The sequence below is a fragment of the Rhodococcus sp. 05-2254-5 genome (assembly GCF_002258575.1).
Classification (GTDB): domain Bacteria; phylum Actinomycetota; class Actinomycetes; order Mycobacteriales; family Mycobacteriaceae; genus Rhodococcoides; species Rhodococcoides fascians.
Genome location: NZ_NOZG01000029.1, coordinates 656,834 through 678,729, shown reverse-complemented (window position 1 = coordinate 678,729; position 21,896 = coordinate 656,834). Strand labels below are relative to the sequence as shown.

At 65.2% G+C, this 21,896-nt stretch carries 23 protein-coding genes, 1 tRNA gene and 1 pseudogene; 15 read left to right on the top strand and 10 right to left on the bottom strand.

The genetic code is table 11. The annotated features are described in order from the left end of the window. The first annotated feature begins 99 nt into the window (after positions 1-99). On the top strand, positions 100-1,287 hold the full coding sequence (locus tag CH278_RS22790) for a DNA polymerase III subunit delta' (RefSeq protein WP_027494468.1): 1,188 nt from the start codon (positions 100-102) through the stop codon (positions 1,285-1,287). Here CH278_RS22790 and CH278_RS22785 read toward each other — a convergent pair. Then, positions 1,284-1,802 carry a CGNR zinc finger domain-containing protein gene (locus tag CH278_RS22785; protein ID WP_094622875.1) on the bottom strand — a complete coding sequence of 173 codons (519 nt, stop codon included), beginning with the start codon at positions 1,800-1,802 and terminating at the stop codon, positions 1,284-1,286. The two genes, CH278_RS22790 and CH278_RS22785, sit on opposite strands and share 4 nt — an antisense overlap. An 87-nt stretch (positions 1,803-1,889) precedes the next feature. Between CH278_RS22785 and CH278_RS22780 the strand changes: the two genes are divergently transcribed. The 4 genes from CH278_RS22780 to CH278_RS22765 all read left to right on the top strand — a co-directional run bounded on the left by CH278_RS22780 (position 1,890) and on the right by CH278_RS22765 (position 3,930). Further along, positions 1,890-2,585, top strand: a complete 696-nt coding sequence (locus tag CH278_RS22780) for an SDR family oxidoreductase (protein WP_032386610.1) — start codon at positions 1,890-1,892, stop codon at positions 2,583-2,585. A gap of 66 nt (positions 2,586-2,651) precedes the next feature. Continuing rightward, a tRNA-Thr gene (locus CH278_RS22775) sits at positions 2,652-2,724 on the top strand. 125 nt (positions 2,725-2,849) lie between these two features. After that, entirely contained in the window at positions 2,850-3,068 is a 219-nt protein-coding gene (locus CH278_RS22770) for a hypothetical protein (RefSeq protein ID WP_027494450.1), read from the top strand. 52 nt (positions 3,069-3,120) lie between these two features. Further along, a complete protein-coding gene (locus tag CH278_RS22765) occupies positions 3,121-3,930 on the top strand; it encodes an esterase/lipase family protein (RefSeq protein ID WP_094622874.1) in 810 nt (269 codons plus the stop codon). Here CH278_RS22765 and CH278_RS22760 read toward each other — a convergent pair. Genes CH278_RS22760 through CH278_RS22745 form a run of 4 tightly spaced genes read right to left on the bottom strand, consistent with a single transcriptional unit; the run spans position 3,920 to position 7,935 of the window. Next, positions 3,920-4,732, bottom strand: coding sequence for an ABC transporter permease (locus CH278_RS22760; RefSeq protein ID WP_094622873.1), 813 nt, complete (start codon positions 4,730-4,732; stop codon positions 3,920-3,922). The two genes, CH278_RS22765 and CH278_RS22760, sit on opposite strands and share 11 nt — an antisense overlap. Next, positions 4,729-5,691, bottom strand: coding sequence for an ABC transporter ATP-binding protein (locus CH278_RS22755; protein ID WP_094622872.1), 963 nt, complete (start codon positions 5,689-5,691; stop codon positions 4,729-4,731). The genes CH278_RS22760 and CH278_RS22755 overlap by 4 nt, the downstream gene beginning before the upstream one ends. Then, entirely contained in the window at positions 5,688-6,779 is a 1,092-nt protein-coding gene (locus tag CH278_RS22750) for a LolA family protein (protein ID WP_143536288.1), read from the bottom strand. Before CH278_RS22750 ends, CH278_RS22755 begins: the two co-directional genes overlap by 4 nt. Positions 6,780-6,837: 58 nt before the next feature. Further along, the gene (locus tag CH278_RS22745; protein WP_094622871.1) at positions 6,838-7,935 is read right to left on the bottom strand and encodes a DNA alkylation repair protein; all 1,098 of its coding nucleotides are present in this window, start codon (positions 7,933-7,935) and stop codon (positions 6,838-6,840) included. 303 nt (positions 7,936-8,238) lie between these two features. Here CH278_RS22745 and CH278_RS22740 point away from each other — a divergent pair, with 303 nt between their 5' ends. Continuing rightward, positions 8,239-9,309 (top strand): PAS domain-containing protein, encoded by a 1,071-nt coding sequence (locus tag CH278_RS22740; RefSeq protein ID WP_143536287.1) that lies wholly within the window; start codon positions 8,239-8,241, stop codon positions 9,307-9,309. Next, positions 9,227-10,515: pseudogene (locus CH278_RS28265) on the top strand (putative bifunctional diguanylate cyclase/phosphodiesterase). The gene CH278_RS22740 and the pseudogene CH278_RS28265 overlap by 83 nt, the downstream one beginning before the upstream one ends. Positions 10,516-10,518: 3 nt before the next feature. Here CH278_RS28265 and CH278_RS22725 read toward each other — a convergent pair. Next, positions 10,519-11,766: an MFS transporter gene (locus CH278_RS22725; RefSeq protein WP_094622957.1), complete on the bottom strand. Its 1,248-nt coding sequence runs from the start codon at positions 11,764-11,766 to the stop codon at positions 10,519-10,521. 129 nt (positions 11,767-11,895) lie between these two features. On the opposite strand from CH278_RS22725, the gene CH278_RS22720 reads away from it, so the two are divergent. Both CH278_RS22720 and CH278_RS22715 read left to right on the top strand, forming a co-directional pair. After that, positions 11,896-12,780 (top strand): LysR family transcriptional regulator, encoded by an 885-nt coding sequence (locus tag CH278_RS22720; RefSeq protein WP_094622867.1) that lies wholly within the window; start codon positions 11,896-11,898, stop codon positions 12,778-12,780. A gap of 50 nt (positions 12,781-12,830) precedes the next feature. Next, positions 12,831-13,922: a spore photoproduct lyase family protein gene (locus CH278_RS22715; RefSeq protein ID WP_094622866.1), complete on the top strand. Its 1,092-nt coding sequence runs from the start codon at positions 12,831-12,833 to the stop codon at positions 13,920-13,922. A gap of 4 nt (positions 13,923-13,926) precedes the next feature. Here the strand turns inward: CH278_RS22715 and CH278_RS22710 are convergent, their stop codons facing one another. Continuing rightward, on the bottom strand, positions 13,927-14,295 hold the full coding sequence (locus tag CH278_RS22710) for a winged helix-turn-helix transcriptional regulator (RefSeq protein WP_032364524.1): 369 nt from the start codon (positions 14,293-14,295) through the stop codon (positions 13,927-13,929). A 79-nt stretch (positions 14,296-14,374) separates the two neighbouring features. Here CH278_RS22710 and CH278_RS22705 point away from each other — a divergent pair, with 79 nt between their 5' ends. The 5 genes from CH278_RS22705 (at position 14,375) to CH278_RS22685 (ending at position 19,203) form a co-directional block, all read left to right on the top strand. After that, a complete protein-coding gene (locus CH278_RS22705) occupies positions 14,375-14,785 on the top strand; it encodes a RidA family protein (RefSeq protein ID WP_032364523.1) in 411 nt (136 codons plus the stop codon). A 75-nt stretch (positions 14,786-14,860) separates the two neighbouring features. After that, entirely contained in the window at positions 14,861-15,418 is a 558-nt protein-coding gene (locus CH278_RS22700) for a dihydrofolate reductase family protein (protein ID WP_094622865.1), read from the top strand. Between the two features lie 39 nt (positions 15,419-15,457). Next, positions 15,458-16,693, top strand: coding sequence for an AGE family epimerase/isomerase (locus CH278_RS22695; protein ID WP_094622864.1), 1,236 nt, complete (start codon positions 15,458-15,460; stop codon positions 16,691-16,693). A gap of 48 nt (positions 16,694-16,741) precedes the next feature. Continuing rightward, positions 16,742-18,097 carry a hypothetical protein gene (locus CH278_RS22690; protein WP_094622863.1) on the top strand — a complete coding sequence of 452 codons (1,356 nt, stop codon included), beginning with the start codon at positions 16,742-16,744 and terminating at the stop codon, positions 18,095-18,097. Next, positions 18,094-19,203: a hypothetical protein gene (locus CH278_RS22685; protein WP_094622956.1), complete on the top strand. Its 1,110-nt coding sequence runs from the start codon at positions 18,094-18,096 to the stop codon at positions 19,201-19,203. The genes CH278_RS22690 and CH278_RS22685 overlap by 4 nt, the downstream gene beginning before the upstream one ends. Positions 19,204-19,231: 28 nt before the next feature. On the opposite strand, the gene CH278_RS22680 is transcribed toward CH278_RS22685, so the two are convergent. Together CH278_RS22680 and CH278_RS22675 are read right to left on the bottom strand one after the other, a co-directional pair. Beyond that, a complete protein-coding gene (locus tag CH278_RS22680) occupies positions 19,232-19,492 on the bottom strand; it encodes a hypothetical protein (RefSeq protein ID WP_052053276.1) in 261 nt (86 codons plus the stop codon). A gap of 118 nt (positions 19,493-19,610) precedes the next feature. After that, positions 19,611-20,144, bottom strand: coding sequence for a CGNR zinc finger domain-containing protein (locus tag CH278_RS22675; protein ID WP_094622862.1), 534 nt, complete (start codon positions 20,142-20,144; stop codon positions 19,611-19,613). Positions 20,145-20,183: 39 nt separating this feature from the next. On the opposite strand from CH278_RS22675, the gene CH278_RS22670 reads away from it, so the two are divergent. After that, entirely contained in the window at positions 20,184-21,185 is a 1,002-nt protein-coding gene (locus CH278_RS22670) for an EamA family transporter (protein WP_094622861.1), read from the top strand. A gap of 7 nt (positions 21,186-21,192) precedes the next feature. Here the strand turns inward: CH278_RS22670 and CH278_RS22665 are convergent, their stop codons facing one another. Further along, positions 21,193-21,837, bottom strand: a complete 645-nt coding sequence (locus CH278_RS22665) for a TetR/AcrR family transcriptional regulator (RefSeq protein ID WP_032364517.1) — start codon at positions 21,835-21,837, stop codon at positions 21,193-21,195. Between the last annotated feature and the right edge of the window lie 59 nt (positions 21,838-21,896).

Below are 21,896 nucleotides of genomic sequence, written 5' to 3'. Positions count from 1 at the left end.
GGATGGAATCGGCAGCGATAACGTCTATAGCTTCGAGTTCGGCAGTGTCCGGGAACAGTGCGCCGGGAGTAGTCGGTCCCAACCGTTAGGGTTGCCAGCATGGCGGGTGTGTTCGATCGTTTGGTCGGTCAGGAAGATGTCGAGGCCGATCTGACGGCTGCAGCAGTGGCTGCTCGTACGGGCGTCGACTCGTCGGCGATGACGCATTCGTGGCTCTTCACCGGCCCTCCCGGGTCCGGGCGTTCCATCGCCGCCCTGTGCTTCGCTGCGGCGTTGCAGTGCACCACCGAGGGCACTCCGGGGTGTGGGCATTGTCAGGCGTGTTCGACAACGATGGCAGGCACTCACGGCGATGTACGACGCGTCATCCCGGAGGGTCTGAGCATCAGTACCAAGGAGATGCGAGACATCGTCTCGGTCGCGTCGCGTCGGCCGAGCACCGGTCTGTGGCAGGTGGTCGTCGTCGAGGATGCCGATCGACTCACCGAGGGTGCCGGAAACGTACTGCTCAAGGTCGTCGAGGAGCCGCCCGCTCGGACGGTGTTCCTGTTGTGCGCTCCATCGGTCGATCCGCAGGACATCTCGGTGACGCTGCGCTCGCGCTGCCGGCACGTCTCGTTGGTGACGCCCACAGTGCCGGCCATCGCGCAGGTGCTGCAGACCCGCGACAAGCTCGACGCCGAGACAGCGGAGTGGGCCGCGTCGATCAGCGGCGGCCATGTGGGCAGAGCACGCCGACTCGCGACCGACGAGGACGCGCGGGCGCGACGCAAGCGGGCACTTGCGCTGGCGTCGGCCGCGGCCCGTCCCAATCAGGCGTACCTCGCAGCCGAGGAACTGGTGAAGGCCGCCGAGGACGAGGCCAAGGAAATGAGTGCCACTCGTGACGAGGCCGAGACCGAGGAATTGCGCACGGCTCTGGGTGCCGGAGGCACAGGTAAGGGCGCTGCCGGAGCATTGCGTGGCTCGGCCGGAGTGCTCAAGGACCTCGAGAAGCGGCAGAAGTCTCGCGCCACCAGAACCGGCCGCGACTCGCTCGACCGCGCGTTGATGGACCTGGTGGGCCTGTACCGCGACGCGCTCGCGCGTTCGTACGGCTCGACCGCGACGGCCACGCACCCCGACATGGCCGAGCAGGTCGAGCGAATGGCGAAAGCCGTGCCGCCCGAGGCTCTGCTGAAAAGCATCGAGGCGATCCTCGAATGCCGAGAGTCGTTGGCTGTCAACGCAAAACCCAAATTTGCGATCTATGCGATGGTCGCGACGCTCGGGGATGTCCTGCGCTAGCTCTGTATTTTCCGTCGGGCCCGTGAGGCGCGAAGATTGGCGACATTGCCGCATGTCTTCACGTCGTGCCAGACGCCGCTGTTGTTGCGGGAGCGGTCGTAGAAGGCAGATCCACATGCCTCGTTCTTGCATCGCTTGAGTCGTCGCCACGTGTCCGCTTGTTGGGCGAGAAGCACTTCGGACCACATCTTCGACGCGATGTAGTCGGCCCCGGTGCCGGTCGGCATCAGTCGTACGGTGCCGTCGCCGCCCGGTACGAGTTCTGCTCGGACGGCCGGACGCGTGGGCAGGTCGCCGGCAATGGCCGCTTCGACATCCGAGCGCAGAGCCCGCAGCGTGGCCGCATCGTCGTCCGACAGCGCGGTCTCCCACACGAGCGACGCTGCCTTCCCGTCCGCTAGGAGGTCGGGGAGGCCGTACGCGTCGATGGCTCGCGTGTTGAGCAGATTCTGCACCACCTTCAGTCCGTCGGGTGCCGGTGCTAGGTGAAAGCGCTCCGTCGGCGACTGTGACATAAGTGAACAGTATTTGACTATGTCGAACTGGTCAACTACTACTGACAGAGTCAAAAGCATTTAACCTCTGTCGTAAGGGTGAAGTCGATGGTGTCTGTTTCGGGAGCAACGGTATTGGTGACCGGCGGTCAGCGCGGTCTGGGCAAGGCGACAGTCGACGCATTGCTCGAGCGTGGGGCAACGAAGGTGTACGCGACTGCGAGGAGCCCGCGAGAGGACTCGGATCCTCGGGTGGTTCCCGTTGCTCTCGATGTCACCGACGCGGATTCCGTTGCCGCACTTGCCGATATCGCATCCGATGTGTCGATCGTCTTCAACAACGCCGGCGCTCCCGGAACGACACCGTTGCTGACGACGTCGATCGACGACATTCGCGCGGTGTTCGAGACCAATGTCTTCGGCGCGCTGCGAATCGCGCAAGAGTTCGCTCCGATACTGAAGGCAAACGGCGGCGGGGCGTTGGTCGACATTCACTCGGTGCTGTCGTGGCTCGGCGGTGCAGGTGCCTACGGGGCATCGAAGGCGGCGATCTGGTCGGCCACCAACTCGCTCCGGCTCGAGCTCGCACCGCAGGGAACCCTCGTTGTCGGGGTGCATCTCGGGTACACCGACACCGACATGATCGCCGAACTCGACGTCCCGAAGAACGACCCACGCGACGTGGTGCGCCAGGTGCTCGACGCCCTGGAGGCCGGGGAGACCGAAGTGCTCGCCGACGACCTGACCAGGCACGTCAAGACGATCCTCAGCGGGCCTGCGGAAGGACTCGGCCTCGCGGGCTGACCGTCAGGGAGGGCGATTTTCGTTTCGACCCGATGCTCCGTTAGACTCACCAACGCCGAAAGGCACGCCGCCTTAGCTCAGTCGGTAGAGCATTTCACTCGTAATGAAAAGGTCAAGAGTTCGATTCTCTTAGGCGGCTCAGGCTCAGCCCCTCACCGATACAAATCTGTGAGGGGCTTTTTCGTATCCCGCTCCGGTGAGCGTCGGACTCGTCAGCGTCGCGGACCCCGCGACATCCATCACCGAACGAACAGGAACACCCACATGATCGACGCCGTCATCTTCACCAACTACTCCGATACCGAAACCCCCGTCCGAATCAGCACCATCGACGGACACCAGCATGTCGGCAAGATCGGGGCCGTCGACAACAACGACGACGACGGTGGCTTCATCACCGTCGCCCTCACCGAGGTCCCCACAGGGTCCCCCTACGTCACCGTCGTCATCGCTGTCGACGCGATCACCGCCATCGAAAGCTGAAACGCAGACACTCTGACCTTCCGCACCACCGTCGACGGGCACACTGGACGAGGTGTTCGCCTCCCTCGCCCCGGCCCGTCGTCGCCTCGCGTACGTCGTACTCGCTCTCGTCCTGATCGGGCTCGTCGTGGCCGTGGCGGCCTTCGTCGCATCGCGGTCCACGAACGACCCCGTCGCGAGCGTCGACCAGTCGGTTCCCGGCCCGGTATTACTGGTCCCCGGGTTCGGCGGATCCACCGAAGCTCTCGAGGTGCTCGCGGCGGAACTACGGGAGAACGGCCGCGACGCCACCGTCGTGGCCCTGCCCGATGGTGGCGTCGGCGACCTGACCGCGCAGGCGCAGACACTGCGCGACGCCGTCGACGCGGCTCTGACTCGGACGGGAGCGACCTCGGTCGACGTCGTCGGGTACTCCGCCGGCGGGGTGGTGGCCCGGATCTGGGTCGCTGACCTGGGCGGTGCCGAGCAGGCCCGGCGCATCGTGACCCTGGGCTCCCCACACCACGGCACCCAGGTGGCGGGGCTGGCTGCCCAGGTCCTACCCGACCGGTGCCCGATCGCCTGCCAACAGCTTGCCCCGAACAGCTCCGTGCTGGTCGGCTTGAACTTGGGCGACGAGACGCCGGACGGGCCGCAGTGGGTGTCGATCTGGACCGAACTGGACCAAGTGGTGACCCCGCCGAACTCGGCCCGGCTCGACGGGGCGATCGACATCCCCGTCCAGAGCGTGTGCGAGGACTCGGCCGTCGACCACGGAAACCTGCCCCGTGATCCTCTCGTCGGCGCGATGGTCTCGGCCCAGTTGGACGGCAGCTCTACCGTCGAGCTCGGCGCAGCCGACTGCAGCCGTCTCAGCTCGTGATGTCCTTGGTGGTGAAGTTCGCCCACGCGGCACCCAGGAGCACGACGACGTAGACGCCCTGCAATCCGACGCCGCGCACCAGGTCCCGCGTCGGCACCGGGTCGCGGAAGAGATCGACGAAGGCCAGCCAGTACCGCGTCGGAAGGTACGGCGCGATGGCGTCGGCGGCGTCCAGCGTCAGCAGTAGCGAGCTGGCGATGAGGAAGGCCAACGCGCCCAGCGTCGCCGCGAGTGGCGAGTCGGTCAGGGTCGACAGGAACAGCCCCATGGCAGCAACTCCGAGCATCGACAGGGTCACGTAGAGCACGGCGATGACAGTGCGCACGGCGACCTGTTCGTCTGTCAGTACCGTGCCGGACACGCTGGACACGCCGGCCAACGACGTGGTGTCGAACAGCGTCGTGCCGACGAAGTATGCGACGGCAGCAACGATGACGACGGCCAGCAGCACGAACGCAGCCACCGAGATCAGCTTCGCGACCAACAGCTTCGTTCGTCCCACCGGGCGGGCCAGCAGGTAACGCAGGGTGCCGGTCTGGGCCTCCCCGGCGACGGAATCGCCGGCGATGACCGACACCGCGACGGGCAGGAACAGCGGGAGCACGATGGCAAGAGCGGCGAGTGGGAAGAGCTGGCCGTTCGTGGTCACCGCGGACAGGAAGGCAGGTCCGTCGCCGGGACGCGGACCGACGTCGGTGAGTGCCAGCAGGCCCGCGACGATGGTGGGTAGCAGGTTCAGCAGGAGGATGACGACCCAGGTGCGGGGTCGGCGAAGCATCGCGCGCAGTTCGACTCCGATCATGCGGTCACCTCCGATCGGACGGAACCTTCGCGAGGGCCAGCAGGACCGTCGACTCGGTCCGCGCTGGCACCGGTGACCGCCAGCACCGACTGCTCGAGGCTCATTTGCTGCGGGCTCAACTCGCTCACCCGGACGCCGCCTTCGACGAGCAGTCGATTGAGCAGGGCCGGATCAGGGTGTTCGATCACGAGCTGCTGTCCGTCACGCTCGAGCACGGTGGCGTCCTTCACGTCGGACAGGACCGTCACCGCGTCGGCGGGGTCGGGGGTACGCACGAGCACTCGGCCGGTGGGTTGTTGGAATGCAGAGAGCTGATCCTGCAGAACGAGGCGACCTCGATCGAGCACTCCCACTCGGTCGCACAATTGCTCCACTTCGGCCAGCAGGTGGCTCGAGAGGAAGACGGTGGTGCCTCGGGAATGCAAGTCCAGCAACAACTCTCGAATCTCGAGGATTCCCTGTGGATCGAGGCCATTGGTCGGCTCGTCGAGTATCAGCAGCTCGGGGGTACGCATGAGGGCCGCGGCCAAGCCGAGGCGCTGCCGCATGCCGAGCGAGTACTGCTTGACCGGCCTGCGTCCGACCCCGGCGAGGCCCACCTGCTCGAGGGCCTCGCCGACGCGGGCGGTGCGGGTGCGCCGAGAACCACCGGGGCCGGCCGCGTCGAGCAGCGTGAGGTTTCGTCGCCCGGAAAGATTGGGGTAGGCGGCGGGGTTCTCGATCAGTGCACCCACCCGTGGCAGCACGCTCCTGCGTCGTCGGGGCATCTCCTCGCCGAGCACCTGCATCTGCCCGGAGGTGGCCAGGACCAGCCCGAGCAGCATCCGAACGGTCGTCGTCTTGCCGGAGCCGTTCGCGCCCACGAAGCCGTAGATGTCGCCGGCGCGCACGTTGAGGTCGACGCCGTCGACGGCCCGCACCGATCCGTAACGCTTGGTGAGGCCGGTCGTGCGGATCATGTGGCTGCTCCTTCGAGCTGCTGGGCGGCGGTGGCCAAGGTTTCTGCGGTGACGGTGCCGGAGAGCAGATATCGGCGGCGGTCTCCGGCGGGCTCGGTGATCAGGACGTTCAGCGGTCCGATCGACAGTGCGACGCTGTCGCCGGTCACGACTGCGCCGGGAGCGGCCCGCAACTGGTCGACGAGCCCGCGCGCGGCGCGACGCGGCAGCGGAGCGGCGATCAGCTCGGTCACTCCGCGGCCGTATATCCCGACGGATCCCGGTTCGTCGCGGGCCCGCAGATCCAGTCCGGACAGAGTCGACGGAAGACGGGGAGAGTCGGTCCCGTCGGCGAACGAGGCGATGTCGAGGCCGTCCTGCTGCTGCACATCGGTTCCCGGGGGCGGGACGAAACGGACGGTGTCGGCGTCGGGCATCTCGGGTGAGAAGTCCAGGAACGCGGTGCTGACAACAGGGCGAGCGGCCCCGCCGGCGAGCACGTCGACCTGCAGTGGCAGCCCGCTGTCGGGGTCGGCCCACACGTCGACCTCGGTGATGGTGCTCTGCGACTCGGCGGGGACGAGCCGCAGGCCAGGGGCGTCCCGGCCGGCGATTCGGCGGGTCGGCAGCCGGGTGACCTCGTCGGTGGTCGCCTCACTGAGCAACCGCTGCCCGAGCTCCGGCGGCAGCAGATCGGCCTCGCGCGGCAGACGCAGGCTCGGTTCGGGGACCGGGTTTGCCACGGCCGTGTTCTGTTCGTAGTCCCATCTCCACAGCAGAGCCGGGGACCGGTAGAGACCGCGTTCACCGGCGAGGCGGACGGTGTCGACGCGAAAGCTGTCCGGGGCGCGGTACCAGGCGCGCAGGGTCGTGGTGTCGCCCAGCAGATCCGGTAGGCCGCCGAGTCCGTCGGTGACCGGCAGGGTGACGCCGCCAACGGCCTGGGCGTAGCCCGAATACGGTGTTGCGGTGGAGGACTGGACCCGAGACAGCAGTTCCGCCGCACCGATGTCCGACGCGGCGACGGGCAGGCGCTCGATCACCGAGGGCGCGGCGACGAGCACGGCGATGCCGAGCACCACCGCCAGCCACCGCCACTGTCCACGCACCTCATCGACCGTACGGACGTAGCCGATGTGCCGCATGTGCGTGGTACAAAACTCGCGGCTAGCGGACGAGCACGAACTCCGCGAGACCGTAACTCACACCGTTGATCTGGAGCTCGATCGAGTGCGGGCCGGGGTAGTACGTGCGTGTGGTCAACGTTCTGAACGAGTGTCGGCGCACTACCTCGATGCTCTCTCCGGGCGCGACTGTCTTGGTCGTCAGCTTGAACGTTTTCCCTGTCACTCCGCCGTTCGCTTTGGTGTGGTGGACGACGTAGTCGATCGCGATCTTTGCGGGCTCGACGCCGACGTTGCGAATTTTCGCGGTGAATCCCAGGCTCTCGCCGATCTGCAACTCGGTCACGTCCACGGCAGGGCCCGTCACCTCGAGTTCGGCCGGGGAGAAACCCAATAACGCGAGCGCGTCGGTGTTCCCCTTCTTGATCACCGTCCGAAGCGCATGGCGCGCAAGCCGGTCGGTGTTGGCGTCCGGCTCGCCCAGCCACCGTGCCGCGGTCCCGACGACGACATCCGGGATGTCTCGGCTGAAGTCGTTGAGGTGGTTGGCAACCGACCGCCGAACGTAGTCGCTGTCGTCTCGGTACAGCCTGTCCAGAATCGGCACGGTCACGCCGGGGCGCGCAAGTATTTCGGGCACTCTCACCGACCACGGCAAGTACGGTCGGGTGCCTTCCGACGCGAGGCGGCGAACGTGTTCGTCCGGTGATTGCGTCCACTCGGCCGCGATGGCGAGAGCCCGATCCAGATCGGTTCGCAGGAAGGTCCGGATGGCGAATTCGGAGGTCAGTCGGCCGGTGAGCTCGGCGAGCAAGGACATCCCGTCGTCGAACGCGGTCGCAGTGCGCTCGTCGACGGCCTTCGATGCGACGGCGCTGGTCACGGGCCAGACCGACCAGCCTCGAAAGTCGGGATCCGCAGCGGCCAGTCGGATGGTTCGAGCGAACTGGGCGTAGTCGCCCGGCAGCCCTGTCAGTAGCGCGTCACGCAGCAGGTCGGCGCGGGCTCGGAGTGCGAGTGGAGCCAACCCGTCCGACGACTCTCGAAGCAACGACAAATCCGCTTTCGGAGCAGCCGTACGAATGGTCCGAAACAGCGTGTGGGCTGCGTCCGGACCGAGTAGTTCATCGGCGAAGGGCATGAGAGCTTCTTACCCGACGCATCGCGTTCGTTCGGCGGCGGACCGAAGGTGCGGATTATCCGGCGAAACGCCCGATTCGCGGCTGCCCGAACGGCAGCAGTGTAAAAAGAACTGCGATAACCTTCGCGAAACACAATGTGCTGAAACGCTGGTCAATGCGGGTCTTCGGTGGTGAAGTACCGAATTCCGGTCCCGGTCCGATCATTCTGTGCAACGCGCTACGAACCTGGGGGGTCGCATCGTGCTCGTCGTCGACTCGAACCGACTCGTGAGCCCGGCGTACCGAGCCGATGAGCGATCGCGGTGAGTGGGTGGCTCTGGGTGGTGATCCTCAACGGGATCACCGCTGCTGCGTACTCGGGGATCGTGCTGTTCATCGTCCGAGGGCTGTTGCGAACCGGGCAGTTTCGTAACAACCGGCTCGCGGTCGCCACCGCCGCGATCTTCACGACGTGTGCCGCCCACCACTTGATCCATGCGTGGCATCTGACGGCCGGGCTCGGCACTCACGCATCGCATCTCGGTACCGATTCCGGCATGGGAACCCTGGACGCGATGCGGGAGTCGATGGGCGGGACCGTCGATGTGATGGTGACGGCCTCGACGGCACTCGCCGGCGTCGTCTACCTGGGGATGCGCCGCTTCTACGGACCGTTGCTCCGCTCACCTGCGATGTTCGACGACGCAAGCGAGGCCCGGTATCGGCAGCTGGCGGCGAACCTCCCGCACACGTCGGTGCTGGTCGTCGATCGCGACCTGCGATTCATTCTCGTCGAAGGTGCCGGACTGCTGGCGGAAGGATACGACCCGCGGCGGATGGAGGGGCAGCTGCTGCAAGACACTGTGCCGCCGGAGGTCTATGCCCGGCTGAAGCCGTTCTACACAGCGGCCATCGATGGGGAGGAATCGTCCTTCGACTCCGTGGGTTCCCGGACGGGTGCGATCTTCGCCGTGAAGACCAGACCTCTGCGCGATGACACAGGTCGAATCGTCGGCGCGATGGTGCTGTCCGAGGACGTCACTGCCGAGCGTGAGGCGCGCGCCGAGCTCGAGCAGGCGCGCGCGTTCCGTGATGCGGTGCTGACGGCATCGCCGGACGTCACCATCGTCACCGATGTCGAGACCGGGACCGTGAAGTGGGCCTCGCGCAACGTCAGGTCGTTGTTGACCGGGCCGAACCAGGACGGCTCACCCGGCGACACCGCCGCCCCCGAGGACGGGTTGGAGTCGGTGGTGTCCCAGGGCATCGACGTCGTCCGGGCAGCGGACCGGGACGCTGCCTCCCTGCCGGATGGGGAGAGCGTCAGCATCCGGTACCGGGTGCGTGCGGCGGACGGCTCGCACCGGCGCTGCCGCGGCGGTGCTGTTCTGTGATCTGGACGGGTTCAAACGAATCAACGACACCGGCGGCCACGCCGCCGGTGACGCGGTCCTCGTCGAGGTCGCTCGCCGATTGCGTTCGGTGCTGCGGGCCGAGGACTCGATCGCCCGAGTCGGCGGCGACGAGTTCGTTCTGGTCCTCGATGCGTTGCCTGCGGAGAACGGATCAGGCAGGCCTGCGGACGGCGCGCTTGCGGTGCAGGTCGCCGAACGAATCCGGACGGTACTCGCAGCGCCCATCGCGTACGGAGGCCGTGAGTACGTGGTGTCGGCAAGCGTCGGGATGGTGTTGGTCCGCCGGGGTGTCAGTGCTCAGGAAGCGCTGCGCGATGCGGACTCCGCGATGTACCGGGCGAAGCAATTGGGCAAGGACCGAATCGAACTGTTCGACGACGCGCTGCGGGTGCACGCGATCGAGCGTGCGTACATCGAACAGACCCTGAGGGACGCGCTCGATCCTGATCGCGGCGGTTCCGCGACATTCGGCGTGGCCTACCAACCGGTCTACGATCTCGGCAGTCGGCGACTGGTCAGTTTCGAGGCGCTCGCTCGTCTGCGGGACAGCACGGGCACAGCCATTTCACCCGACAGATTCATCCCGGTGGCCGAGGACACGGGACTCATTCCGATCTGGGTGAGCGCGTGCTCGACACCGCTCTCGGCACCCTCGCGCGGTGGCGATCCGAGAACCCGCCTACCTCCGCGTCCGACGCGCCCGTCACGATGGCCGTGAATCTCAGTGCCCGACAGGCGCAACACGTCGACATCCGTGCGGCAGTGGACGCAGCCCTCGGTCGGCATCGCATGGCTCCGGGGGACCTCGTTCTCGAACTCACCGAGTCCGTGTTGCTCGATTCCGGCTCGTCGGTCCTGCGTCAGCTCGGCGAATTACGCACGCTGGGTGTAGGAATCGCCATCGACGACTTCGGAACGGGCTTCGCGAGCCTGCGATACCTCGCTACGCTGCCGGTGAGCGCAGTGAAGATAGACCGGTCGTTCACGTCCAGCATGACCAGTGACGCGACGAGCAGCAGCATCGTCGGAGCAATCATCAACTTGGCCCGCGATCTGAAACTGGGCTGCGTGGTCGAGGGCATCGAAACTCTCGATCAACTCGAGGCGTTGCCCAATTCTGTTCAGGGACAGGGCTATCTGCTGGGTAGACCTGCCGAGATCGCGTCGGATACCTGGAATCCCTGAGCCTCACCGCGGTGTTGCCGGGGCCCGTCGAGCCAGGGTTGCCACTCCCAGTAGAAGTACCAGCACTAAGGCCGCAAGTCCGGTCATGGCTGCGGTTGCGGACATGGAGAGGGTGGCGATTCCGATTCCCACGGCCGGGATACCCAGCCCGAGGTAGGAGATGAGGAACAGTCCAGCGAGGGCTTCGCTTCGCTGAGCCGGTGCGGCCATGGCAGCGACCGCTCCCACTGCGGCCTTGAAGAGCACGCCCGCACCGATTCCGGCCACGACCCCTCCGATCAAGAACATCGGCAGACTCAGGGTGTGCATCCCGGTGACGAGAGCGATCAGACCCAGTGCCTCGGCCGAGATGCCCAGCGAGAGCTTCGCCGTGCTCGACATGCGACTGGTGAGGGTCTGCGCGAGGGCTGCCGTGCCGAACACCGCGAACACGGTGACTCCGCTGAGGGCGCGGGACGGGTGGTCGAGTGTGCCTGCCACGAATCCCGGTGCCACCGAGGTGAATACACCGAACACTGCGAACGACGCGAAACCTGCTGCGGCAGCGGCGAAGTATCCAGCGCGATCACCGTGATCTGCGCTGATTCGCTGCGGGTGGTAGGCGGGCCGCTCCGCCGGCTCGTCGACGGTCTCGGGTGTCAGCGTCACACCGACAATGGCGACGACCAGCAGGACGGCGAACACCAGGTAGGGGGTGTGCAGGGGAGCCGCGACGAACTGCGCCAGGAACCCGGCCACCAACGGCCCGACGCCGAGCCCCCCGATGTTCGCGGCGGTGGACACCATCTCGAATCGCTGGCCGGAGGCGGTCGGCCGGTGCGTGGAATGCAGTTCGTGCAGGTAGGCCGTGGCGGTCGCGGTGAGTGCGCCGACGCCGAGCCCGGTGATGAGCCGTGCAACGAGAAGCAACGGAAGTGCGGTGCCGCTGAGGAACATCACCGCAGCCACCAACTCGAGCAGCAACGCTGCAATCAACACCTTCTTGCGGCCGACCCAGTCCGAAACATGGCCCGCGAGAATCAAACTGACGATCACGCCGACGGCGTAGGCGGCGAACACGATCGTGACCATGAAGGTCGAGAAGCCGTCGCGCACCTGATACAGCGGATACAGCGGGCTCGGGACGGTGGAGAACGCCATTGCCGTGAGGAACGCTGCGGCCACCACCCAGAAGCCGATGCCGTGTCGGCGTGCAGAGGTTGGGTGCACGGTCTGAGGCTGCGGCGCGAGAGTCAGGGTGTTGTGGGACATGTCGTTCTCCGATGTCGGTGTCGATCGCGTGTGGGTGTCGTTCGCTCGATTAAGACTTTCCTCCGAGTCGACGATCGCGTCCAGCGAATGAAAGAGCTTGCAACTATCTCGATATGCGATCATTGCCGGATGGAGTTGCGACATCTCGAATACTTCGTCGCGGTCAGTGAAGAACAGAACTTCACCCGTGCCGCTGCCCGTCTGCATATCGTTCAATCTGCGGTTTCGGCGGCGATCAAGTCCCTCGAACGAGAACTGGGTGCATCGCTGCTCGATCGCAACTCCAAGCGTGTGCTGCTGACCGAGGCAGGCCGGGCTCTGCTTCCCCGTGCTCGGGTGGTCCTCGATGCCGCTCGCGATGCCCGTGATGCGGTCGACGACGTTCGAGGCGGCCTGCGCGGCACCGTCAGAATCGGCACGTTGACCTCGATCAAGCTGATCGACCTTCCCGGTCTGCTGGGCGAGTACCACCGCCGGTTTCCGCACGTCCAGCTCATCACCGGCGCAGCGCCGTCGGGCACTCAGGGGCTACTCGAATCGGTGGCAGACGGCCGACTGGACCTCGCGTTCGTCTCCGACTCCGGCCGACGGCCCGCCGGGATCGACGTGCGCGAACTCGCGTCGTCGGTATTGGATCTGGTGCTCCCGTCGGACCACCCCCTGGCCGAACGAGAGTCCTTGACGCTGGACGACATTGCACCGTACGACTTCATCGACTCGCCGATCGGCTTCGGAAATCGCGCGGTGGCCGACCGCGCGTTCGCCGACGCGGGATTGCAACGACGCGTGAGCATCGAAATCACCGATATCTCCACCGGCGTTGCGTACGTCCGCAACGGCCTCGGGATATCGCTGCTACCCCGGTTCGTCCTGACCGACCGGAGAGGTGTGGTCGTCACCACGGTGTCGAAAGTGGATCTGACGTGGCCGCTCGCGGTTGCGACCTCGTCGACTCGCGCTCCGAGCGCGGCGGTACGTGCCCTGCTGGGCGTGCTCGACGAATTTCTCGCCTGAGCTGCGGTAACCGGGAAGCATTGCACGCTGCGACGCGTTGAACACGAGTAATGGATGATCTTCTGGTTGCCCCCACTCGACTCTGGACACCCTCGCGTGTCCTGGTCACCAAGTCTGCGTCCGAGTTACCCCACACCGCGGAAATTCTCCGTCGGTGCGAAGCAGCAGGCGTCGCCGACATCGACATTCTGTCCGGTGACCGCCTCACCGGACTGCGTGGTGAGTCCGAGCGCGAGACCTACGCACGAGCCAAGTCGACGATGGCCGTGGTGGTCGCTCCGCCGAGTGTGCTGAAACCGCAACCGATTCCGCCGAGCGCGGACTGGCGGATCGACCTGGCCAAGGGGTGCCCGGCGCATTGCCAGTATTGCTATCTCGCCGGCTCGTTGTCCGGTCCGCCGATCACCAGGGTCTTCGCCAACCTCGACGACGTGTTGGCCGGTATCGGCGCTCACGCAGGCCGCGGTTCCATCACCTCCGGTACCGATGAGCGCGGGCACGAAGGCACCACATTCGAGTTATCCTGCTACACCGATCCTTTGGGGATCGAACACGTGACGGGCTCTCTTGCCGAGGCCGTTCGCAGAGTGGGCGCGGGCGTGTACGGCGACGACGTGTCGCTGCGTTTCACCACCAAGTTCGACGACGTCCGCGAGTTGGTGACGCTCGACCACGGCCGCCGAACGCGAGTTCGGCTGTCGGTCAACGCCGATGACATCGCTCACCGCTTCGAGGGCGGCACGGCACGTATGCCGGCTCGGATAGAAGCTCTGCGGCAGTTGGCACTGGCCGGTTACCGAGTGGGGTTGACGATCGCGCCGATCATGCCGATCCCGCAGTGGCGCGAGCAGTACGGTCGATTGCTCGCGAATGTCGCCGACGCGTTGCGCGATGTGCCCGATCTCGATCTGACCGCCGAAATCATCACTCACCGCTTCACGCCGTCGAGCAAGGATGTGTTGTTGAGCTGGTATCCGGGAACGAAACTGGAGATGGACGAGGGCGCGCGCACAGCGAAGAGAAACAAGTTCGGTGGCGTGAAATACGTCTATCCGAAGGACACGATGGCCGAGATGCGCAGCTGGTTCGTCGACGAACTTCGCGACGTTCTGCCCGACGCGCAGCTGCTGTACTGGACGTGAACCGTCACAGGGCATCGAATCGGTCTCGCGCTCGGTCGATGTCGTCCATGTGCGTGGTTGCCCACGCCAGCAGGACGTCGACGGGAGTTCGGAGCGTTTTGCCCAGGGGAGTGATTCGATATTCCACCGCCACCGGGCGGGTGCTCAGCACCGTGCGTTCGATGATTCCGTTGCGTTCGAGCTTGCGCAGCGTTGCGGTGAGGGACTTCTGAGTCACCTCGGGAATCCCGCGGCGGAGATCGTTGAATCGGCAGGGGCGCTCGCACAATTCGTTGAGTACTTGCAGTGACCATTTGTCCAGCACCTGATCTAACAATTCGCGGTGCGGGGCAGTGATCGTGAGTTCTGCGGTGCCGTCGGCGGTATCGGTCATGAAACCAGGTTCCCTTGAAGTGTCCTTTGTGTACCAGGTATCAACGTTATACCTGAATTTCTACGACGAAGGACCAACCATGAGCGTCACTCGATTCACCCCGCCCGGAATGATGCAACCCACCCCGTATCACCACGTGGCGGTGGGTCAGGGTTCTCGACACATCCACGTCAGCGGTCAGATCGCCCAGAACGAGGACGGGTCGGCCATCGATACCGACGACCTCGCCGGTCAGGTTGCGCAGGCGCTGCGCAATACCGGGATCGGATTGACCGGTGCAGGAGCAACATTCGAGGACGTACTGCGGCTGACGTTCTACGTCACGCACTGGGCTCCAGAGCTGATCGGTGAGTTCATGGACGGCGTCACGCGCGTCGCCGACGAGATCGGACTGCCGACTCCCATGCCGCCGGCGTCGTTGATCGGAGTGGATTACCTCTTCGAACCGGACGTGCGGGTAGAGGTGGAAGCAACCGCGATTCTGGACTGAATCCGCGGATAGGCCGGTGACTTCTCGGCGGTGCAGAGGTCGATACCGGCAAACCCACCCAACCTCTGGAGTGACATGGCGATTCTGACCTACAACCTGCATGTTTCCCTCGACGGCTACATCGAGGATCCCGACGGCAGCCTCGACTACTCGATGCCCGACGCGGAATCGCATCGGTTCTCGAATCGCCAGACCGTGGAGACGAGCGTCTTTCTGTTCGGACGGCGGCTGTACGAGGCCATGGAGGACTACTGGACCGACCCGGAACGGGCGGCCGGCGACCCCGTCGAAGCCGAATTCGCCGAGCTGTACAAGGCAACTCCCCGGGTGGTCTTCTCGGACACCCTCACTTCCGTGCCCGACGGTTGCCGGCTGGTCCGTAGTGCCGACGCCGTCGCGGAAGTGGAGCGAATGAAACGGGAGACCGAGGGCACGTTGGCCGTCGCCGGCGCGTCGTTGGCCGCATCGTTGTTCGACTCGATCGACCAGTTCGAGCTCATTGTCGTCCCGACGATCCTGGGTGGTGGAAAGCCGTACTTCCCCGTGGGGCACCGACTGAACCTGGTGCTGGAAGAGCAGAGGCACTTCCCCACGTCGGGCTGGATGTATCTGCGGTACAGGGTGGTTCGGTAAGCAGACCTGTCGTCCGGCCCGATCGCGCAGAATGGGCTCATGACATCCGGTGATCGTCGTCAGTGGTGGACCTTGCCTGCGCACCAGCTGTGGCTCGACACAGAATCGGCTCGGCTCCTCCGGTTCGGTAGCTCGCTCGAGCATCCTGCCGGGGGAGCGGCGTGGTTGAACGACCGCGGACATCCGGACCTGAGCCATCCGGCCCTGACCTACATCACTGCTCGGATGGTGCACGTGCATTTCCTGGCCTCGATGCAGGGGTATCCGGGGTCTCGTAGGAAAGCCGATCGAGTGTTCGACGGTCTACTGACGACGTTGCGGGACAGCACGAACGGCGGGTGGTTCGAGTCCAGCGCCGACGTCTCGTCTCCCGATGCGACGAAGACGGCCTACACGCATGCTTTCGTGGTGTTGGCGGCAGCCGCAGCCGCAGCGGCGGGACACCCCAGTGGACGAGGGCTTCTCGACGAAGCCCTCGAGGTCGTGGATCGGCGATTCTGGGACGAGAACTACGGCATGTGCGCAGACACCTGGAATGCGAGCTGGACTGCGCTCGACGGTTATCGCGGTATCAACGCCAACATGCACATGGTCGAGGCGCTGCTGGCGGCGGCCGACGCGGGTGCGCCCGAGGTCTGGCGGAGCAGGGCAGTACGCATCTGCGACAACGTGATCGGCTGGTCACAGGCGAACGAGAATCGCATTCCCGAGCATTTCACTGCGGAATGGCAGCCGATGCTCGAGTACAACAGCGGCGACACAGCAAACCAGTTCAAGCCGTACGGAGCAACGGTGGGGCACGGTTTCGAGTGGGCTCGGCTGCTCGTGCAGGCGAATCTCGTGGCCGATAGCCCTGGTGGCCACGATTACGTTGCCGCCGCCGCGTCCCTGTATCACCGCGCGGCGCAGGACGGATGGCAACCCGGCCCGTCGCCTGGCTTCGTCTACACCACCGACTGGACTGGGCGACCGGTAGTGACAGAGCGTCTGCACTGGGTGTTGTGCGAGGCGATCGCGGCCGCCGCGACACTGGGCCGTCGGACCGGAGAAGACCGCTACGACAACGACTATCGCGCATGGTGGGATGTCGCCGCCGACTCCTTCATCGACCTCGTCGACGGCTCCTGGCATCACGAACTCGACGCGGACAACAGGCCCGCAGCCACGGTGTGGAGTGGCAAACCCGACCTGTACCACGCTGTGCAGGCAACATGGATCAGCCGAGGTGTGAACAGCTCGAGTATGGTGGCGGCGCTGCTGGCGGACTCGGCCTGAATGGCCGCATCGGACCAAAACCGTCCGTTGGGTATGTAGTGTCGTCTCGTGCGCGAAGGTAGAAGACACAACGCCGTCATCGACGTATCCGTCATCGTCACGGTGGTCGCACTCGGTGTCGTTGCGGCCGGACTGCTGCATTCGCCGGAAAGTGAACTGCCGCCCGGAAATGCTGTGTCATCCGGAGAGGCCGCGCGCGACGGTGACTACTCCATCGTCTCCGAGCCTGTCGAGTATCCGGCCGACATTCCGGGGTGCTCCGAGGTCGAGCCGCCCCCGCCCAGTGAGGATGGACGCCTCATCTCGGTCATCGGAAGTCAGGCTCCGTCCTACGACAATCCTGCCTACCCGTGGTTGACCGCGAGCAAGGCAGGAGCGATGACCGACGCTCTCGTGGGCGCACTTCCAGCGGATGTCACCGTGAAGTTGGCCGCCCCATCACAGTCGCTGACCTTCCAACCGGTGGATGACTTCGGCGGTAACGTGCCGGAGGGCCTCGAGCCCAGCACCAGCGCCCGTGGCGATCTGGTTCGCGCCGGGATTTCGGCGTTTGCCAGCGTCGACGTTCGACCGTCGTCGACGGGTGTACCCGCCTGTGTCGCAGGCGTTCTCGATGCCCGCAGTACCGAACGCGACGGGACGGTGGTCGATACCGACGACAGTTGGTACGAGATCGGTGGTGACCGCACGAACAGTCGCAGAGCGACGGCGTATCACCCGGACGGAACTCTGGTCACCGCGAATCTCAGTACTACCGTCGGTCCCGAATTTCCCTTGGACACATCCGAGTTGACCCGAATCGCGGCGCTGCCGGGCCTCCGAGTCGGTTCGCCTGCACCGGCGGGAAGCGCTGCGCCGCGCCAGGATTGCTCGGTCTCGCTCGCAGGGGAGGCGGCAGCGGTGGACATCGACGAGGAGTCCTTGGACGCCGCGAACGAGGCGTTGACGACAACGTGGCAGGCGCTATCCGACGCGCCCGTCCTGAACCGGCCGATCGGGTCACTGGTACCCGATCGCACGGGCAGGGGTGCCTGTACGGACATCGACGTAGTGAACTCCGATGTAGCGCTGTCGATTTCCTTATCCTCCGGCGCGGCAATCCCGGTGGCGAGGGACCCCTACGATCCGGAGAATGCGTACGAACCGGTTGTGGAGCTGCGAACATTGCCCGACGGTTCGGTGCTCGAATCGTACGACGTCGATCTGTCGAGCAGCATGACCGCGGAGGACGGAACCATGCGGTTGGCGAGGTCGGTCACGCTGACGCGACCGTCCGGCGTGCAGGTGTCGGTTCGGTCGACGGCGGATTTCGTTCCTGGCGTTGGCCGTTCGACACGGCCGGAACCGCTGCCACTCGAGCTACTGGATGCAGTGGCCCAAGCTCCGATCACGGAGTGGCCGTGAAAGATTCGACGACACGCACTGTTCTCGCTGCAGCCGCGGTGATGGTGGCAGTGGTATCCGTCGCCGCGGCTGCGGTCGTGCTGGTGAATGTGGACGTGTCCGTGAAGCCGTCGATGGACGATGCAACGACGTCGGCGTTCGACGAGATGCCGACGTTCTCGGAGGAGACGGAGACAATTGAGGCACCGGCTGGGCCGGCGCTCGAGCCCAGCTGGCGGATCGACGCAGAGACCGTCTACGGCAGGCAATTCGCTGCATTCCGTTCGCCGAACGCAAGTTTGACGTTCGATCTCGGGGTCACGGGTGTGATCGACGCCGGCGATGTTCTCGTCACCGCAATGGGTCTTCCGAATCCACGGTCGTCTTCGCTCGATGCAGTCGAGTTCGTGGCCCTCGATGCCGACGACGGCAGTGTGCGATGGAAGGCGTCGCCTGGCACAGTCGACGTATGCGCGAGTGTCCCCGTTCAGGGCGACATCGTCTGTCTGGACTCGTATTCCGATGTGCAGTCCCTCGTCACTATCGGTACGAACGACGGGGTGGTGAAGCGAATACCGGTCCCCGAGAACTGGTACGTCTACGCGATCGAGAGCGACGGGACATCGGTGCTGTTGTTGGAAGGCAGCCCTGAGGATGGCGAATCCGTGTTGCACGGCGGGTCGGTGAATGCACTCGACCGAATGTGGACGCTACCGATCACCACATCCATGGGGTGGGAGGGCCTGAGTGGCACGGTGATTCACACGGCCGACGGGCGAGGCGTCGTGACGATGGGCGGAGAGGCGACATTTTTCGATCCGACCACCGGAGCACCCGTCGAGGGTCTCAACATGACCTCGGACGACACCATCGTCGACTCCACCGGCGCTACTGTGTGGGAGTTGCCGGATCCGTTCGATACGGACAAGGTCATCGGCAACACTCGTTATTCGATCGACGGTCCGGCGTACGTCGCAACCACGGATTCCGGTGATGTGCGGTGGCATTGGACCATCCCGGCTGGATCCGATGGGTTCACCGACAGCGGCACCATCGCCCAGACGCGGTCGGGTGTGTTCTTCCTCGGAACCGATTCGATGGTTCGTCTCGAATCGGTTCCGAGTTGACGCCGAGCAGCACTACCGTGCGGCAGTGCTATTCCCGGTGCGGAGTGCGCTCACCGGTGTTCGGGTCCACGTCGAACAGTTGATCGGTGTTGTCGGGGGAGTAGACGACGGTGTCGACTTCCCGCGCGCGTCGTCGGGCACCGTCGCGAACGGCGAAGAACGCGGCTGCGAACAGTACGACCACGGTGATGCCGGCGACGATCGCCCATCCCTCGAAGCCGCCCGCCAGAGCCGCGATCAGACCGCCCGCGGATGCGATTCCGGCGAAGATCAAGATGACGGCCAGCATGTTCTCGACTGCACGTGCCCAGCTCGTTTTCGAAGGCCTTTTCTCGACCATGGGGATGTTCCTCTCGCTAAGTTCCGTCGCCGAATACCCGAAACCCGGTCGTCTAAGCCCCGCGGTGCTACTGGGCCTTGCGTGCGCGGTACGCGGCAACTGCCGCGCGGTTGCCGCAGGTGGTGCTGCAGAAGCGGCGAGAGCGGTTTCGGGACAGGTCGAGAACCAGCCCGTTGCAGTCCGGATCGGCGCAGACGTCGAAACGAGAGAGCTCGTCGGCTCGGATGACGTCGATCATGGCCATCGCGGTATCGACGACGATGCGGGTTGAGAGCGGACTGTCGTCGGCGACGGCATGGATGTGCCAGTCGAGAGTGTCGTGCCGGACCAATCGGGGCAGGGCCGAGGATTCGGCAAGCAAGCGGTTCACCTCGATCACGGCGTCGTCTCGACTGCTGGTCAGCAGTGATCGCAGGGTCGGGCGCAGTGCCCGCACCGCTTCGAGCTCGGCGTCGTCGCCGTCGAACCGTCCGGAGTAGCCCTGGTCGCTGAAGAAGTCGGCCAGCTCCTCGCGGGTGGTCAGCGTGTCCGGGTCTTCGGCGGAATTGACCAATGCCACGGCGGACAGAAGCGACAGTTCTGCGTCATGAGCAAAAAGCATGTTGACACCTTACCAATCCACTCCCTACTGTCACATGTCATGACGGCTTACACTCATGACGCGCAGGTGGATCGCGCAGCTGTACACGACGCTGCGGCACGGTCGCGTCGACTCTCGGGGCTCATGTTCGCGCTCCTGTCCGCGGCATCGTTCGGGCTCTCCGGCTCGTTGGCCAAAGGCCTGCTCGATGCCGGCTGGACCGCCGGTGCCGCGGTGACGGCGCGCATCCTGCTCGCGGCAGCGGTGTTGCTCATTCCGTCGATTCTCGCGCTGCGTGGACGCTGGGGCCTGTTGGCCAAGAATTGGAAACTACTCGTGGCCTACGGTGCCTTCGCGGTGGCCGGTTGTCAGCTCGCGTTCTTCAACGCCGTCGGCCGAATGGACGTGGGTGTCGCACTGCTCATCGAATTCACCTCGCCCGTAGCCGTCATCGGCTGGATGTGGTTTCGGCACCAGCAGCGTCCGGGTCGGCTGACGCTGGTCGGTGCGCTGTTGGCCGCAATGGGATTGGTGCTCGTGCTCGACCTGATCTCCGGCGCGGACGTCGACCGCGTCGGCGTGCTGTGGGCGCTCGGTGCGATGGCGGGAGCCGCCGTCTATTGGGTGCTCTCCGCCGACGAGAGCAACGGTTTGCCGCCGATCGTGCTCGCCGGGGGCGGTCTGCTGGCAGGTGGACTCATTCTGCTCGCCGCCGGGCTGGTCGGTATCGTCCCGTTCGCGGCTCCGCTGACCGACGTCACGTTCGTCGATGCCGTTGTGCCGTGGTGGGTTCCGATCATCGGTCTCGGTGTGGTGACCGCCGCGTTGGCGTACGTGCTCGGAATTGCAGCCGGCCGACGCCTCGGCTCGCGGCTGGCGTCGTTCATAGGTCTGATGGAAGTTGTTGCAGCGCTTGTGTTCGCGTGGCTGCTACTCGGCCAGGCTCCGGGACCGATCCAATTGGCCGGTGGCGCACTGATTCTGCTCGGTGTCGTCGTCGTCAAATCAGGTGAACGCGTCACCTCGGACGAACCGGTGGAGCCGCTGCAGAGCAGAGCATGACAATTGCTCAGCCGTCGACGCGTCCGAATACGACGGCGGCCAGAATGGTGTGCGCGCTGGCGATCACGGAGTCGAGAGGTTCGCGTTCGGGGGACAGCAACCATTGCTGAGCGATGGTGAGAACCGCGCCCACCAGCCCCATGGCCAGTGTTTTACGGTTCGGCCCGGCCAGGCCTCGGCTGGACCCGACGGTGTCGGCTACCTGTAGCACCGTCGCCGAGAACGACGTGGTGGTCTTGCGGTACAACGCGTCGACAGTGGGGGATACGCCGAGGATTTCGACGAAGGCGATACGAGCGGACTTCGGTTGCTCGGCGACGAACGTGAAGAAGCCGGTCAGGGCTCCACGGAGCACCTGTTCGCTGGACTCCGTTTCCGAGGCCGCGGCGGCGAGGATGCTCTCGCGCATCGCGTCGGTGGCGCGGGCGTAGGTGGCCATCAGGAGTTCTTCGCTGTTGGTGAATGACTCGTAGAAATAGCGCTTGGTCAACCCCGCTTCGCTGCAGACCTTCTCCACGGTCGCCGTCCGGTACCCGGTGGTGCCGAACACTTCGACGGCGGCATCGAGCAGCCGGGTTCGACGCTCCTGCTGCCGCTGCTGCGGATCGGCACCTCGATAGGTGCGGCCGACTTCACTGTGATGGGTAGTCACAGACAGATCTTGACACCGCTCGGTATCAGATGCAAAGTGTTCGCAGGAATGCATCTCGA